This window comes from Aeoliella straminimaris (assembly GCF_024054565.1).
GTDB lineage: Bacteria > Planctomycetota > Planctomycetia > Pirellulales > Lacipirellulaceae > Aeoliella > Aeoliella straminimaris.
In genome coordinates this window covers 1-17,659 of the sequence record NZ_JAMXLR010000055.1, presented here as the reverse complement: position 1 = coordinate 17,659, position 17,659 = coordinate 1, and the positions used below count along the sequence as shown (strand labels likewise).

Genomic DNA, 17,659 nt, shown 5'->3' with positions numbered 1-17,659 from the left:
CGCTACCCAGGGAGTGCGGTTTAAAGAACTGGCCACGCGTACGTCCCCCCGTGCCTTGACCTGGGTTCGCTGCCACCAAAAAAGGTGCGCCCCTGGTGTTACGGTAAGCCAGTAGTCGGTCCCCACTTCAATTCCATCGCCGCCTGGGGGCTCTCGAAGTCTATGGGACCAAGCTCTTCAACCGGCTCTAGCTTGTCAAAGAAAGGGAGAAGCCGTTCTCACGTCTCAAGGTAAACTCACCATGACCGGGCTGTCAGCTTCCCTGCGTCGCGCATGGTGGCCTTCACGGCGCGGAACCTGTTCCACAAATCCTCCAGCTTGTAGCCTCGTGTGCATATGTACCGGTTTGGCGAAAGCGTCGTTTGGCCTTTTGGGCTCGCGGTCGAAGGCACGCTTCACATTCGCCACTTATGGGTCAGCAAGTGGCCGCTCTTCGGGTAGAAGTGAACGTAGTAGTCGATCGATGAGGGTGGCGGTGTTCCTGTGGTGTTTTCTTACCCCGAAGCTGAAGCATAACCGGTCGAGACGGAGGAGGTGGAGCTTTCGGCGGATGATTTGTTTCCCAGGCTGCAATGAGAACGAAGCCATACGGCAGGGACGCGACGCGAGCTTTTTCCCCCTCGTCCCCCAGGCTTGCACTGGGGCCATGCGTCCATATCCCCGAGTCCAAGGAGAGATGGAGCTTGGGGCTAAAAAAGCAGGGAGGGATGAGCAGAGCTAACGCCAGCGGTTGTACACGCCTCGGAAAGTTTCCGTTGTCTCGAAGCCGCTGAGGGGAGCTGCGCCGACGCGGATTGCGGTGACCCGAGTGGTAGTCGCCATGCCCCCCTACATCGGTGAGGCTGGTGGGCCGGCAAACTGCCAAGGTCGTCAAGACCGACTCGCCGGAGCTCGATGGTCAACCGAGCGAAGCCGACGCATCCTCGTTGAGTTCGCATGGCAGCCAATTGCAGGCGCGGTGAGTCGACCGATGTCCGCAATTCTCTCTGCATTGCTGCCTCGCGACGCCACAGAACTTGACGCAGTCTGCTAACCCGCGTAAGCGAAGCGCTCACAAGGCCAAGTCGCTCCAGCTACTATTCGAAGATAGAGCCTAGAGCCGTCATAAGCAGACAGCGAGGTCGCTTGTAACCCTCCGGCGAAGAGCCAGTGCTTGCGGGTATTTACACGTTCCACTTGAAAAGCGTATAGGGATGTCCGGATTCCAATGTTAGTGCCCTCGATCTGCGTAGCTGAGCAACATCATGTTTCGCTACGTCGCATTGAAGTGTGTCTTCGGCCTGAATTATGAGAATTGCGCGAAATCGGATCAGAAAGTTGTTGTACCTCGGTAGGCCAAGCCATTATGCTGATCGCGTCACCTCTTTTCTCACCGTATAGAAACTGAGTTTGGGGTTACGCGTTACGACATGAGTACATGTCAGCACGAGTTATTCAGTTGATTTCGCCGGCAGAATGGCGACTTTATTGCCGTGAGGGTTGGGCTTGCGAGAAAGGAACCTTGATGCCCAAGGCGGACTTTACAGCGATTCTTATTCAATTTGATGGCACAGCACCTCTTTAGCTTTGTGCTAAATCAGCGGCAACTCGGATGAATGTGGGAACGTTCTTCGGCTAACTCACGATTGGTGAAGTTTGCCGTACTGTTGATTCACAACTGTGAAGGGAGAACTTGCGACTCATGAGAAAAATATTTCTGCGTTGGAGCATGACGGCAGCAATTGCTGGAGGCGTTTTAGCTGGACATTGGTCCACAACCCAGGCTCAGTCGACCCCATTGCAGAATGGGTTGATTAGCTATTGGTCTCTGGCCGAAGGTTCTGGCACCGAAGCGGGGGACACCGCTGCTGGAGGTGCGGTTGCCGACAGCGGTACTCTTCGCGAGTCACCTGCATGGATCAATGGCATGTTCAATGCCGGATTGCAGTTCACTGGTACGGAAGACGTGTTGATTCCCAACAGTGTTGATATGGACCTGGGCAGCGACGCCGTGACCCTGTCGGCATGGGTGAAACTCGATAAACTCCCCGCCGATCTCGCCGGTTCGTACGCCGGTGTCCTAGATTCCCAGTCCGATAGTTACGTCATGTACCTTGACAAGGGGAACAACGAGCTGAGGTTCAAAGTCACCGATGCCAACGGCACATCGACTAGTGCACATCCCGGTATACCCGCGGCGATGCTCGACACCACCGACTGGCACCATGTAATGGGTGTTTACGATGGCACGGCTGGGTCGGTAAAGATTTACTACGATGGCGTTCTAGCTGACATTGCCTCTATGCCTACCACTGTCGGAACTGTCCGCCCTGGGCAGGTGGCTTCGCTGGGATCGCAGCCAACCACCGATGCTCCGCACACCGCGAGCAACTTCTATGAAGGGGGGATCTCCGATGTGGCCTTGTGGACGCGATCGCTGGGCGAGGCGGAGGCTCAGTACTTGTTCAATGGCGGAACAGGCAATGCGGTGGGAGTCGCGAATCCCTCCATTGCTGCGGCAGCGCCACTCGTTCCTACGCAGCCAACTGCCCAACCCGTGATTTACTACGCAATGGACGGCGATTTGACAAACCAGGGTACTGGTGGAGCAGCATTGGACGGTGTGTTTCACGATGGGCCAGGGATGACGGGTCCACAATTTGCCCCTACCAACCACGGGCAAGGATTGGACTTGTCTGCGAACCCCGAGGCGACGGCCTCGACAGAAGCTGACGCCGACATGGGACAATATGTTTCAGTCGACTACAACTTGCCTGACCAAGGGACGATCGAACTCAAATTTTCGTCCGAGAGTTCATATAACTATCAGACCGTGTGGGCAAATTCAGTTCATTCGAACGCTTGGGAATCTTGGGTCTACGGCAACGAGCGACTCGCTGCCCGTGGAAACAATGCTGCAAACGCCTCGAACCTCGACTACTTATTAACTTTGGTCGGCGGGATCGGCGAGGATCACCATATCGCCTTTACTTGGGAGCGATCAGGCGACATTATGGAAGCCGGCCTGTACATCGATGGTGTGCTGCGCGAAGTTTCAACGGAAAACTGGATGGCTCCTGGTTCTACCTTCTACCTTGGAGGAGGGCCAGGCAACCATTTGGGAAAAGGTATCTATGACGAATTTCGCATTTACGATGTTCCACTGACCGCCAGCGAAATCCTCTATCTTGCCGAAGTCCCTGAACCGGGCAGCCTGCTGATGATATTGCTTTGCATCGCATCAACCGGCGTCTGGTACCGGCATCGAAGTGCAAGCTAATCGCTCGACACAATCGGAGTGCTTGTTCGGGGCGTCGCGTCAATCATGGCATGCTCGCCCCTGCTATTTAAGAATTATATTCGGAGTTCTTCCTATGAGGTTTGACCAGCTGCGCGGGATGTCGTTGGCAATTTTCGCCGGTATTGGATTGGTGTGGTTCGGCCTAGTCAATCCGACAATGGCCGTGCCGTTGCAGGATGGGCTGATAAGCTACTGGCCCCTCAATGAGGGATCCGGTACCACGGCAGCCGATAATGGTCCTGCAGGGAGCGTGTTGGACAATGGTGAAGTACGGAACGGCCCTACCTGGATTGCCGGTCAATTCGGCGCTGGTTTGCAGTTCAACGGCGTTGACCAGGACGTACTGATACCTGCCAGCACCGACATGGATTTCAACTCCAGTGGACTGACCCTCTCGGCATGGGTGAAACTCGACCAGCTACCAGCCGACATTGCAGGAGGCTTCTCCGGCATTTACGATTCGAACCCTGATAATTATGTGATGTACCTGGACAAAGGGAACAACGAGTTGCGTTTCAAGGCTACCACATCGGGAGGTGGTGCCGAACGCCCTGGTATTCCTGCAAGAGATCTTGATACCACAACATGGCACCATGTGATGGGGGTTTTTGACGGTATCAAAGGATCGAATGAAGTCTACTTCGACGGTCAGTTGGCCGACCGGCATTCTGCCATAGGACTCGTCGATATCGTGCGTGCGGGCCAGATTGCCAGCATCGGCAGCCAGCCGGGAGTGGACCCTCCTCATGAACCCAGCAGTCTTTTTCAGGGAAGCGTTTCCGACGTAGCAGTCTGGAATCGCGCTCTCGGACAGGCGGAGGCCGAGTATCTCTACAACAGTGGTACTGGCAATGCCGTGGGGGCCGCTAATCCCAACATTTCCCCGGCTTCGTCGTTAACGCCAGTACAGCCTGCGGCGCAACCCGTGATCTATTACGATTTCAATGGAAACATGGCTAACCAAGGAACAGGTGGTCCCACACTCGACGCCACGCTGAATGATGTGGCCGGTAGGAACGACACGCTTTACACTGCGACAACCTTTGGACAAGGACTCAATCTGACCGAGAATCCGCTATCGACTTCGACGGACACGGATCCCGGTGACTATCTATCGGTCGATTATAAGCTGGCTGAATCCGGCACGATCGCAATGCGGGCTTCGCTCGACAAGCTCTACAATTACCAAACGCTGTGGGCCAATTCTTCGCAAGCTAACGACTGGGAAGCTTGGATCTATGAAGATGGCCGCTTCGCTGCACGAGCGGATCGTGGTGCTACTCGGCTTGAATACAACGTTTTTCTGTTCGAAGATTCGCTGGCGGAGCATCACTACGCTTACACATGGGAACGTGATGGCGATAGCTTGATCGCATCGATTTACATCGATGGCGAATTTCAGGGGCAGTCCACCGGCCCCTGGCGAGACCCGGGTGATACATTCTTCCTGGGCGGTGGGCCCGGGAACCATCTGGGAAGCTCGATCTTCGACGAATTTCGCATCTACGAGTCGGCATTGAGCGAAGCGGAGATTCTCTATCTCTCGATGAATGCTCCCGAAACGACTTTGCTTGTTGGGGACTACAACGGCGACGGAACTGTCGGATTGGCTGACTACACCGTCTGGCGCAACACATTGGGTAGCAGCGTCTCTGCAGGTACCGGCGCCGATGGCAGTGGTGATGGAATTGTGGGCACCGAGGATTACTCTCTTTGGAAGTCGCACTTCGGTCAGTCTGCCGGTGGCGGTGTTCTAGCTAGTTCTGCAGTTCCCGAACCTGCTTCGTGTGCGCTGCTGTTAGTCACATCGCTAGGCGCGTTGGCGTGCCTAACGCGGAGGGGCAAATCGTGTGAGTGATTCCTGATCGCTATTGTCCTTAGAAGCAATTGACATGGCGGTCTTCAAATGCAGCGGCGCTAGATTGGTGACCCAGGCCGTTGTAGATTTGACGACTGCACTGTTGTTGAGAACCGAAGAGCCGTCAGAACGCAATCCATGCACAGATGTAGTTTCTTGAAAAGAGCACCACTTTGTTTCTTCCTTGGCATTGCTTGGCCATGGTTGGCTCAGTCTGCCATGGCGGTTTCTGTGCCATTGCACAATGGGTTGCTGAGCTACTGGGCGCTCGATGAGAACTCAGGAAGTACGGCTTTCGATTCGGCACCGGGAGGAGTGGTTGCCGACAACGGTTCATTGCGCAATGCACCGGTCTGGATCGACGGTATTTTTGGCGCCGGCTTACAACTGAATGGAACGAACCAGGACGTCCTCATTCCTAACAGTCTCGACATGGACATTGGAACAAATGCTGTTACGCTGTCCGCGTGGGTGAAACTGGATCAGTTGCCCGCGAATATTTCCGGATCTTATTCCGGCATCTTCGATTCTCAGCCAGACAACTACGTTCTTTATCTCGACAAGAACAACGATGAATTGCGATTCAAGGTCACCACCACTGCCGGTGGCGCGGCTCGACCAGGAGTACCGGCCTCGTTGCTCAACACCACTGACTGGCTGCATGTGATGGGCGTCTACGATGGTGAGGGCGAAGCCCGCATCTACTACAACGGCGAACTTGCCGGAGCGCTTTCGGCAGCTGGGATGACAGCCGCTGTACGATCGGGACAAGTCGCTGGAATTGGCTCTCAGGTGACGGGCAGTGCGCCGTACTCATCAAGTAGTCACTTCAAGGGGGGAGTTGCCGATTTAGGGGTGTGGAACCGAGCATTGGGATTGGCAGAAGCCCAGTACCTGTACAACAACGGCGTTGGGAACGCCATTGGCGCGGCCAATCCCGCCATCAAGCCTATTGTTCCAGAACCACCAGACAATCCCTCCATCATCGTCGAAGCCCATCGGGGCAATTCGGTAGTTGCTCCCGAAAACACGTTGGCTGCATTTACGGCGGCGGCCGGTTTCGCCAACTACGTGGAATTCGATGTGCGAGTTTCGCGTGATGACCGGCTGATTGTCATGCACGATAGTTCGCTCGACCGCACAACGAACGGATCGGGAGCGGTTGCCAGTAGCGATTACGTGGGATACATCGATGGCCTCGACGCAGGCAGTTGGTTCTCCTCCGAGTTTTCCGGCGAACAGGTCCCGACTATGACGGAGGCCGTACAAACCATCTTCGCCAATGGCATGACGCCTCTGATAGAACGCAAAACCGGTAGTGCCTCCGCTTTTGTCGATGATCTCAGTGGATTGGGCGTGCTGGACGAATCAGTGATCATCGCGTTCGACTGGAATTTCCTCGAAGATGTCCGCGAACTTGACTCCGAAGTGAAACTGGGCGGACTGGGAAGCGGATCGCTCAATGGTTCTATCATCAGTAATGCCGTCAACGCCGGGCTGGATTTCATCGACTGGGGAGACGGTGGATCGATTAACGAATCTACGGTCGCCATGGTTCATGCGGCTGGTCTGGAACTGCACGTTTGGACCGTGGATAGCCTGCTTCGCATGCAGGAATTGATCGACATCGGAGTCGACGGCATTACCACCAACGCTCCCGAAACACTGCGATCGATTGTGCCCTTCGCGCCAATACCGGGCGATTACAATGACGACGGCACCGTCAACTTGGCCGACTACACCGTTTGGCGAAACTCGCTTGGCAGCACCATCGCCGCCGGTACTGGCGCGGACGGCAGTGGTAATGGCTTGATAGACCTAGCGGACTACAGCTTGTGGAAATCGAATTTTGGCACCACAACTGCCACTAGTTTGCTAACTGACAGTGTCCCAGTAAACAGCGTGTCGGAACCCGGCGGAGTAAGTGTAGTGATGCTAGGTGGTGTGGCAGGATTGTTGTTCCTGCACCGCAAATGTGCTCGGTCATCTTCGGTGGTGGGGGAAGTGGATTGGTATAGCGGATTCACAGAACCAATGGAATAACCCGTAGCAGAACTTCTAAGCAACCAATCTTGAGGTTTCTTTATCCCCTATGAGTCGAAGGAGTCAGCGATGTGCTCTTCCCTTTTCAAGCCCAGGCAAACGGGAAGTTCGTCTCGTTTTTCAGGATTCACACTTGTCGAACTATTAGTCGTCATTGCTATCATCGGCATCCTGGTCGCGTTGCTTCTGCCGGCGGTGCAGGCTGCTCGCGAGGCTGCGCGACGCACGCAGTGCACCAATCAGCTCAAGCAAATCGGCCTTGCCTGGCAGAACCATCACGGCACGCACAAACACTTTCCGACAGGTGGATGGGGTTGGAACTGGCAGGGAGATCCCGACCTGGGCTACGGAGTCGATCAACCCGGCGGTTGGGTTTACAACGTGCTACCTTACATGGAACTGGGCACACTCCGAGACATGGGCGCCGGTCAGAGCGACGCCGACAAACGTATTGCCTTGACTCAATTATCGCAAACCCAACCCCCTGGTTTCATTTGCCCAACCAAACGCGCTTCCAAACCAACGGCCCCTAAGAATCACTGGGCTCCCAAGAACATTAATTTCTCCGTGGGGGATTTAGCGGGCAAGAGCGACTACGCCGCCTGCAGCGGTGATCCTGCAATTCCTGAGGCTGCCTCCAATGCAGCCGGCCCGCCTAACCTCAATGTGGCACAAAGTGCCTTGTGGCGTTGGGCTCCACCACATAACGGTGTCTGCTACTTGCGTAGTCGGGTGAAAATGAAGGACATCGTCGACGGAAGTTCTAAGACCTTCATGGTCGGTGAAAAGTACCAACGCCCCGAAAGTTACGAGGGCTCATTCGCGTCGGGCAGTTCTACCTACGACTTCGGCGATAACGAGTCAATGTTCTCAGGTTACAATCGTGACCAGCATCGGAGCACTCACCCCAGTCTGATCCCTCACCAGGATCGTCCGGGTGTTCTGGACGATTATGCCTTCGGCGGAGCCCACTCGGGTGCCTTTGGAATGTTGATGTGTGACGGATCGGTGAACAGGATTAAGTACGACATCGATATGGTTGCCTATCGCTGGATGGGGGTTGTCAACGATGGCAACATCACGGACGGTGCCAACTAGGGACTTTTTGAGGTGTCGATCGATGCCATCAAATACGATTTGCGTGCTCGTTTATTTAGAAGGAAGTGATGAATGCCTGGGAAGTCTGCAATATGGCACGTAGCGTTACTGGCCCTGCCAGTAAGCATTGGTTGCGGTGGCGGTCAGTCGCGTCTGGCGGCACCTGGAGTCGCTGGTGATGCCTCCGAAGCAGCGATAGCCGAGTACGACAGCAACGGAGATGGAGTGATTGGTGGCAACGAGCTTGACCAGTGCCCTGCCCTTCAGTCTTCACTTCGACGTGCCGACCTGGATGGTGATGGCAAAGTATCCGCCGACGAGATCGACAAGCGAATCGCGGTCTGGAAGAATTCGGGACTGGCACTAACAAGGCTCGCCGTTACGGTGAAGCAGGGCGGACAACCTGTCTCCGATGCCGAGGTGACTTTCATCCCCGAGAGCTTTTTGGGGCCAAGCATCAAACAAGCCCAGGGAGTTACTGACTCGGACGGAGTTGCTCACATGAGAATCTCCAGCGATCCAGACGAGGCCGGAGTACACCTGGGATACTACCGTGTGCAAGTATCCAAGAAACTACCCAATGGCAAGGAGACTCTGTCAGCGAGTAATAATGCGCAAACAAAACACGGAGTCGAAATAGCCCCGGACGATCCCCGTATGAGCGGGGTCACTTTGAACCTGCTTGGAGATTGAGAAGTCGAGGCACAGTGTGGCGATACAACTGATGTTGCAGGGTTCAAAACTAAACCGACCTGCAATCCACGGGCGTTTAGTACAACTCCGGGCATTTCCCGGGGCCTTACATGGTTGAGAGGACCGGTAGAGTCGGCTCCTGCAGCCAACCAGGTTTCTTGGGCAACTTGTGCGGTCGCTCCATTACTAATCGTTAGCATCCCGCTACCGTCGTTGCCAATCTTCAGCCATCCACTGCTGGTCCAACTGCTTCCCTCGTCGCCGATAGACACTTCACCAGCGGAACCAATAAAATCACCAAGTGTGATGTTTCTGGACGCAAGATGGTCGCATCGTCCACAGAGAGCATGCCCACTGACGAGCGGCCAACAACCACCGAAGTGGTACTTGACCAGAAAAAAGGTGGATACGTTGGAGAAATATCTCCCGACCACTCGACTTCGGCAAAGGCGATATTGGCACCAAATGCGAAAACTATCGCGAGCATGAGAGAGGTGGTGCCGACCACCCCTCGCGGTCTTAGTGCCCATCCGAGAACTGAACTAACGTAGGGGCATCGCCGTACTACAGGGAACGGATTTCTTTTCTCTGCGAGCACGGAGGTGCGTCTTGTCTCGGAGTACATCATCGGAGTTTTTCGAAGTTCCTGAATCTTTGTGGCAGCGGGTCGAGCCGTTGCTGACGAAGTCGCCAGGGGGGCCGCCCGCGGTTGCCGATGCGGAAGGTGTTGGCTGGCATTCTCTATGTTCTTCGCACTGGATGTCAGTGGAAAGCCATGCCGCGGGAGTTCGGTTCGGGCAGCGCCATTCACGACTACTTTCAGGAGTGGACCGAGAGCGGCTTGTTCGAGAAGCTGTGGCGTCTGGCTCTGGACGAGTATGACGAGCTGGTCGGGATTGACTGGCAGTGGCAGAGTTGGGACGGGGCGCTGACCAAGGCGCCGCTGGGCGGGGGAAAAAACCGGCCCCAACCCGACCGATCGGGGCAAACTGGGCGTCAAACGATCGGTCCTCGTCGACGCCGCCGGCGTGCCGCTCGCAGTCGCCATCGGCGGCGCGAATGTGCATGACCAGAAGCTGGTGACCGAAACGCTCTCCAGCATCCCCGTGAAGCGTCCGCGGCCGACGCCCCGCAAGCGGCAGCATCTCTGCGCCGACAAGGGGTACGACGCCAAAGCCGTTCGCACCGCAGCCCGCCGACGACGGTATCAAGAACATATCCCGAAGAAAGGCGAACCGGCTTCCACGCGCGGGCGACGCAAGGCCAAAGCCCGCCGCTGGGTGGTCGAGCGAACGCACTCGTGGACCAACCGCGCACGCCGGCTGCTCACCCGATGGGAAAAGAAAGCGGCAAACTATCTTGCGTTCGTTCAGCTTCAATTCGCTCTCACCTCGCTACGCGCCGCTGGGGTTCTCGGATAGGTTCTAAGAAGAACACGCAGGTAAGCCGCGTGACACGCGGTGAGCGACGAGGCGGGCGACGGCACCGCGGCACGAGTGATCGGCGTTCAGAACCTGGCTCAGGAAGACCCACAGCGTCATCAAGGGTGTGTAGATGCGATCGTTCCAGCATACCCCAATCGTGGACATCGCTTCGTCGATGCATGCAGGTGATAGCACGTCGGCAAAAGTTCGCTTGCCGTCTTGGAGAAACTGACGTCGTAGAAACTCGCGCTGCCGGCGGTACGTTACTCGATTTCAGTATCTCATCCTTGAGCCTCCTTGCTGAGATGGGTGTCTTTCCAATCTCCATCTACGCAAGGAGGTCTCTTCGTGTATATGTCACTTCAGCAAAACGACTTAGGGAAAAGTAAGCGACATTCGCTGGACCAACCGACCGGAGTTGCGCCTGCACCTAACCTGCAGCGGTCGTGTCCGAGAATTGACACCGCTGCGCTGTAGGCGCCTTTCTTCGAGATGGCGGGCGATGCATCCGACGCGAGTCTTGTCGAGGACGGATGGACAGCGGTGCGTAGACCGCCGTAGATAAGTCGCTTGGCAGCCCGGCGACCACCCCCTGCAAACGCTTCGATCCTGCCGCTCGATGCTCCGACAACAATAATGTCCGTCGACGCCATATGTCACCCTCCAGACACATCGCGTAGGCTGACAGGCCATGAACTTGTGGTTGCGCGGCGTGATAGCTAGAGTCTATGTGGTTTCCTAGGATTTCCAAAGGTTGCATTATGATCAAGCACGCTTCGCCTACGACTGCCCCAGACGCGGTTTTTGATCAATTTCTCACGGTCGGCCAAGCGTCGGCTTATCCTGCGGTCCACCCCGACACGCTTCGCAATTGGGACCGGGCCGGCAAGCTCAAGCCCCAGCGACACCCAATCAACGGCTACCGCTTCTATTCTATTGCAGCATTGGAACGCATTGCCGCCGCGGTCGCCTCTTCCAAGCGGTGGGAAGGAGACGAATATGGCGAACAAGAAGAAAAGCGTCGACCGTACCAGAGCTAAAGCCCCCAACCAAACAGTAAATGCTGAAAAGCCCAAGACGCGTGTGAAGGAGGAGTCTCGCTCCACAACCAGCAGTAGGAGAGAGAAAGACGCGTTTGGCAACCGATCAAGCGAGGATGGATTGGCCGCAAACAAAGAAGCTGACGACAAGCGACGCCACGAATGCGTGGTAGTTGGAATCGGCGCCTCTGCCGGCGGGCTGGAGGCTTACAAGCGTTTGCTGCATGCGTTCCCCGCCGACGCGGGAATCGCCTTTGTCTTGGTCCAGCACTTAGACCCGACACATGAAAGCTTGATGGTCGAGCTGCTGTCAAAATACACTTCCATGCCGGTCATGCAGGTCGAGGACGCAACGCCGATCGAACCGAATCATGTCTACATGATCCCGCCTAACCGGTTTATCAAGGTCCAAGATGGCGGGCTGTTTCTCGACGAGCCGATAACCAAACGCGGCGTCCGGCTGCCAATCGACTACTTCTTCCGCTCGCTCGCCGAGGCGCGGCAGGAACGAGCCATCTGCGTGGTGCTTTCCGGGACGGGCAGTGACGGCGCCGCCGGCGTCCGCGAGGTCAAAGCTGCCGGTGGGATGACCGTCGTGCAACAGCCCGATACGGCCGAATACGACGGCATGCCGCGGGCGGCGATGAGTACTGGATGCGTCGACTTTGTGATACCGATCGATGATATGGCGGGGGTGATTGTCCCCTATGCGAAGCACCCGTACGTCCAGGCGAAGCCGCACTCCACGCTCGCCGATTCTGCGCCTGACCATTTCCGAGCTATTTTGAGTTTGCTGCGGGCTTACACCGATCAAGATTTTTCCCGCTACAAAAAGGGCACCCTCACCCGCCGGATTGAGCGGCGGATGGGGCTTCGGCAGATCGACACCCCGGCCGACTACTTAAAACTCCTGCGGGAGGACGGCGAAGAACTGCAGTCGCTCTTTAAAGACCTGCTGATAGGCGTGACCCGGTTCTTCCGGGATGAGAGTGCCTGGGAGGATCTATCCAACGTCGTGCAACGCATCATTGCCGATAGGGCGGATGACGAGCCGTTTCGCATTTGGGTGCCAGCCTGCTCCACCGGCGAGGAGGCCTACTCGGTCGCGATGCTGCTCGACAAGCAACAGCAACGTCAAAACCGCCGCCTCGAGATCCAGGTGTTCGCAACTGATATCGACAGCGACGCGATCGAAGTGGCCCGGCTGGGCGTTTATCCCATGAACGTTGCCAAGGATGTTTCTGAGACGAGGCTTGAGACTCACTTTCAACGTGAGGGCGAGAAATATCGGGTGCGGAAGAAGCTCCGCGAGCGGTGTATCTTTGCGGTCCAGAACATCCTTTCCGACCCGCCCTTTTCGAGTCTCGATCTGATCTGCTGCCGCAACCTAATGATCTACCTCGAGCCGGAAGTGCAGCGTCATGTATTCGACATGATGCATTTTGCTCTCAAGCCATCGGGATTGCTGTTCCTGGGCTCGTCTGAGTCTCCCGTCAAACGCAAACACTTGTTCGAGACGATTACTCAGGCATCCCGCATCTATCGAAAGATCGGGCAGGGCAAGCCGGGGGGCGGGGGCATCCCTATGAACACCGAACGGCCTCGCAAAACGCACCTGAATACGTCGCGCGAAGACACGAACACCCTGTCAGTCAGCGCTGGCGAAATATCCACACGCGCTTTGCTGGATCAGTTTGCTCCGGCCTCGGTCGTTGTCAATCATCGCGGATTGATTCAGTATATCCACGGGCCCGTTAGCAACTTCCTCGAACTACCATCCGGCGAGCCGGACCTCGATCTTACTACGATGTGCAAGGAGGGGCTGACGTCGAAGACGCGGACCGCCTTGAATCAGGCCCGCTCCACCGGTGAGACGATCTCGATTCTCGCGCCACGTGTGCGGCGGAACGGCGGATACGCGTCAGTCCGTCTGCTGGTTCAACCCCTGCCGACCTCCAACACAATGGACCCGCTGTTCCTCGTCAGCTTCCTCGACGAAGCGGCTGCTTCGAACGCGACGGACTCGACGCCGCCTGAAACGTCCAACGAGGCCACGAACGGTGAGGTCGACGCCGTTGCGACGGACCGTCAACTGGCTATCGAACTTCAAGCTACGCGGGAGGACTTGCAGAGCACGATCGAGGAGTTGGAGAGCGCCAACGAAGAATTGAAAGCCTCCAACGAGGAGGTGATGTCGATGAACGAGGAGTTGCAGTCGACGAATGAAGAACTGGAGACGTCCCGTGAAGAGCTGCAGTCCCTCAACGAAGAACTGAGCACCGTCAACAACCAGCTCCACGACAAGGTCGAAGAACTCGAGGGCACGACCAACGACCTGCAGAACTTGCTCTCGAGTACCGACATGGCGACCCTGTTTCTCGACATCGACCTGAGGATCCGCCGGTTCACCCCGGCGACCGCGCGGCTGATTAATGTCCTCGACACCGACATTGGCCGGCCGGTAAGCGATCTGTCACCGCGTGTGAACGACCCTGATTTGGTCGAGGACGCTCGCACGGTGCTGGACCGACTCACGCCGGTCGAGAAGGAGGTCAAGAACGCCAGCGACAAGTGGTTCAATCGGCGGGTCATACCGTTCCGCACTGCTGAAAACAAGATTGAGGGGGTTGTTGTCACGTTTGCCGACATCACTAGGGTTAAGCAAGCGTCCAACCGCCTCGCCTTTCGCGAGAACCAGCAAGCGGTGATCGCCAAGCTGGGCCGCACAGCGCTAGCCAGCAACGATTTGCAGCGGCTATTCGATCGTGCCGTAGAAGACATTCCGGAAACGCTAGGAGTCAAGTTCTGCAAGCTACTGCGACTGATGCCTGAAGAAAAGGCGTTTCAGCTAATTTCGGGGGTAGGATGGAAAGACGGGTTGGTGGGCAAGACGACCGTTCCCGCCGGCCCCGGGTCCCAGGCAGGGTACACCTTACAGTCGGCTACGCCCATCATCGTCGAAGACCTCAAGACGGAGAAACGGTTCAGCGGCCCGAAACTGTTGAATGAGCACAAGATTGTCAGCGGGATGAGCGTGATTATCGGTCCCGAGGAGCAGCCTTGGGGCGTGCTCGGTGTGCACTCCGACGAGAAGCATCACTTCACGCCGGATGATACGAATTTCGTGCAGGCCGTCGCCAATGTGTTGTGGGAGGCGATTCGACGGCAAGAGCAAGAAGAATCGCTTCAACGCAGCGAATTGCGGTGGCGGTTTGCACTCGAGGGAGGCAACACCGGGGCGTGGGAACTGCGACAGTCGAGCATGACGGCTTGGACTTCTCATCGGCACGATCAGATCTTTGGCTATGAAGAACCGGTTGAGAATTGGTCCTATGAGAGGTTCATTGACCACGTCCTAGAGGAGGACCGGAAGGGGGTCGACGATGCATTTAAGCTTGCGCTACAAACTGGCGAGAGCTGGAATTTCGAGTGCCGCATTCTGGGGGCCGACGGCCAAGTTCGCTGGATTCGCGCAAGCGGAAGACCAGAAAACCCCCAGCAGGCAGGCGAGCCCCAGATTTGGGGGTTGGTCGAAGACATCACTGACCGAAAACAAACCGAAATCGAGATTGCCCGCACTCAGGAACGCACGCAGCTCGCGATGTCGGCGGCGAGCCTTGGCTTTTGGGACTGGAACATCGACGAGAACAAGTTGCTCTGGGCGGGTGCCGAAGACTTATACGGGGTGACAGCCGATGAACAGCGCGGCATTGACACGTACGAAAAGTTCTTGGAACGCGTGTATCCAGAAGACCGCGACCGGGTCCGGTCGGCGGTTGAAAAGGCGCTCTCAGGCGTCAAGAAATACGAGGTGGATTTCCGTGTTCCCTGGCCGGACGGCACGGTCCGTTGGCTCATGGGTAAGGGGAGCGTGACCCGTAACGACGAGGGCAAGGCGGTGCGGATGGTGGGAGTCAATTTCGACATTACCGCTCGGAAGGACGCCGAAGAGGCAGTCAGAAGGAGCGAGGAACGCCTCCGTATGGCCGCTCGCATGGCCCAGTTCGGCAGTTACTACGGCGACGTAAGCAGTGGCGTCGTTACCTGGTCGCCTGAACTAAAACGAATCTTCGGATTGGAGCAAGACGATCCTGGGGACATTCCCATCGGAAAAGTGCCAAACTTTGTCCACGAAGAAGATCGAGAACGAGTTTTCCAGAAAATCAAAGACAGCTTCGATCCCGCCGGCGACGGCAATTTCCACGACGAGCATCGAATCCTTCGTCCGGACGGTCAAGTGCGCTGGGTACTGATGCAGGGGCGGACGGGCTTTCAGGGCAAGGGGGCGAATCGCGAGCCCTCCCGAATTGCTGGCGTGGTGTTGGACACTACCGAACGCCGTCACGCGCAGGCCGAGTTAGAGCAAGCCCGCCGCGCGGCCGAAGCCGCGAACGAATCAAAAAGCGTATTCTTGGCGAACATGAGCCACGAAATTCGCACGCCGTTGACAGCGATCCTCGGCTACACGGATGTCCTGCATGCGCAACTCGACGACTCTGACGCCCAAGCCTGCCTCCGCACAATTAAGGAAAACGGTAAGTACCTGTGCGACATCATTAACGACATCCTTGATTTGTCGAAGATTGAGTCGGGAAAAATGACGGTTCGGCGAGATGAAACCTCGCTGATAAAGATCCTCGCCGACATCCGGTCGCTAATGAACGTGCGCGCTACGGAGAAAAGCCTTGCCTTGTCGGTCGATTTCAAGGGCGAAGTGCCAGAACAGGTCGTCACGGACCCCAAAATGGTCAGGCAAGTGCTTGTGAACCTGGTTGGCAACGCCATCAAGTTCACCGAGCGCGGTGGCGTGCACATCTCGTGCAAGTGCTTGGCGAAAAAAGAGCTTATCGAGATTGCTGTCAAAGACACAGGCATCGGCATCAGCGAGGAAGATCTGGAAGACCTTTTTTTGCCGTTTGAGCAGCTCGACAACTCGTTCACACGCACCACTGGCGGCAGTGGGCTCGGATTGGCAATTAGCAAGAAATTGGTGGAAATGCTTGGCGGTGAGTTGAAGGTCGAGAGCGTACTCGGCGAAGGGTCCGTGTTTCGTTTTACCTTCGCCACCGGTCCGCTCGACGCTGCCGAATGGAGTGAACCCGATCCGAAAGATCTCTCCAACTTATTCGTTGAAGCCCCCGAGGACGAGCTTCCGGCGCTCTCGGGAAGAATCCTCGCCGCGGACGACCGTCGCGAGATCCGGTTCCTGGTTCAATCCTTCTTGGGGAGCGCCGGGACTCAATTGGTGTTGGCGGAAAACGGCCAGGAAGCGGTTGAAGCTTACCAACGCAGCGTCGTCGACGAACGGCCTTTCGACGCCATCTTGCTGGATATGCAGATGCCGGTGCTTGATGGGCTCGAAGCCGCCCGAACGCTGCGATCGGAAGGATATCGCGGCCCAATTATCGCTCTCACGGCCAACGCCATGAACACCGACCGAGAGAAGTGCTTGGAAGCCGGTTGCGACGATTTTATTACGAAACCGATTGATAAGCTCGAATTGCTGCAATCCATCGCTCGACACATCGAGCAGCATTACGGCGATGACGGGGCAAATCGAGGCGTCCAGATCTTATGTGTCGACGACTCTGAAGCAACCACGCGAAGCCAGAAAATTCTGCTGGAACGTCTGGGGCATCGTGTCGCTGTCGCCACGTCGGGGCATCAAGCCCTTAGCTTACTGGCGGAAATGACCCCCGACGTCACTATTCTAGATCTTGGTCTCAGAGAGATGTCCGGCGGCGAACTTCTTTCGCAGCTCAAAATGAAACCCGAGCTGACGAATTGCAGGTTCATCTGTCTGTCCGGTCGACCCGAGGACGAGGTCGACTGGCAAATGATGGGCTTCGATTGTTATCTGCAGAAGCCAAAGGAGATCGATGAAATCGATCGAGTGATCCGTCAGATGACGCGGTAGTCGAGGTGTGTCGCGGAAGTCCTTAACAGGGTACTCGCGGACAATCCTGTCCGGCTGTGATAGCTTGTGCCTTTCGAACGGGCCACGCTGGAAATGCTTTCGTCAGTGTGGCGTACCTGTCCCAGCGATATCTGATTGGGGTGACTTTCCTACAGACTAGCTGGGGTCGTCCCCGACAGAATATTTGTGGCAAGTATACTGCCGCGGCTGGCGTAGAGCATGGGCATGGCGCAACGCACAGCGGTCGTGTCCGAGAATTGACACCGCTGCGCCGGAGGCACCTTTCTTCGAGATGGCGGCCGATGC

Annotated in this window: 7 protein-coding genes and 2 pseudogenes; 8 read left to right on the top strand and 1 reads right to left on the bottom strand. The window is 56.5% G+C overall.

The features are described 5' to 3' along the window. Positions 1–1,789: 1,789 nt before the first annotated feature. From NG895_RS15370 to NG895_RS15350, 5 genes are all read left to right on the top strand, one after another. Positions 1,790–3,259, top strand: coding sequence for a LamG domain-containing protein (locus NG895_RS15370; RefSeq protein ID WP_252853406.1), 1,470 nt, complete (start codon positions 1,790–1,792; stop codon positions 3,257–3,259). A 94-nt stretch (positions 3,260–3,353) separates the two neighbouring features. Continuing rightward, positions 3,354–5,138 (top strand): LamG domain-containing protein, encoded by a 1,785-nt coding sequence (locus tag NG895_RS15365; RefSeq protein WP_252853405.1) that lies wholly within the window; start codon positions 3,354–3,356, stop codon positions 5,136–5,138. A 219-nt stretch (positions 5,139–5,357) separates the two neighbouring features. Beyond that, positions 5,358–7,181, top strand: a complete 1,824-nt coding sequence (locus tag NG895_RS15360) for a glycerophosphodiester phosphodiesterase family protein (protein WP_252853404.1) — start codon at positions 5,358–5,360, stop codon at positions 7,179–7,181. A 69-nt stretch (positions 7,182–7,250) separates the two neighbouring features. Beyond that, entirely contained in the window at positions 7,251–8,279 is a 1,029-nt protein-coding gene (locus tag NG895_RS15355; RefSeq protein ID WP_252853403.1) for a DUF1559 family PulG-like putative transporter, read from the top strand. Between the two features lie 72 nt (positions 8,280–8,351). Continuing rightward, positions 8,352–8,972, top strand: coding sequence for a hypothetical protein (locus NG895_RS15350; protein ID WP_252853402.1), 621 nt, complete (start codon positions 8,352–8,354; stop codon positions 8,970–8,972). Between the two features lie 182 nt (positions 8,973–9,154). Here NG895_RS15350 and NG895_RS30905 read toward each other — a convergent pair. Then, a pseudogene (locus tag NG895_RS30905) lies at positions 9,155–9,502 on the bottom strand (hypothetical protein); the annotation flags it as partial. 79 nt (positions 9,503–9,581) lie between these two features. Between NG895_RS30905 and NG895_RS15345 the strand changes: the two are divergent. The 3 genes and pseudogenes from NG895_RS15345 to NG895_RS15335 all read left to right on the top strand — a co-directional run bounded on the left by NG895_RS15345 (position 9,582) and on the right by NG895_RS15335 (position 17,353). Continuing rightward, positions 9,582–10,393, top strand: a pseudogene (locus NG895_RS15345) (IS5 family transposase). 764 nt (positions 10,394–11,157) lie between these two features. Continuing rightward, complete coding sequence (locus tag NG895_RS15340) at positions 11,158–11,436, top strand: MerR family transcriptional regulator (protein ID WP_252853401.1); 279 nt, start codon at positions 11,158–11,160, stop codon at positions 11,434–11,436. Continuing rightward, positions 11,396–17,353: a chemotaxis protein CheB gene (locus NG895_RS15335; protein WP_252853400.1), complete on the top strand. Its 5,958-nt coding sequence runs from the start codon at positions 11,396–11,398 to the stop codon at positions 17,351–17,353. Before NG895_RS15340 ends, NG895_RS15335 begins: the two co-directional genes overlap by 41 nt. The last annotated feature ends 306 nt before the right edge of the window (positions 17,354–17,659 follow it).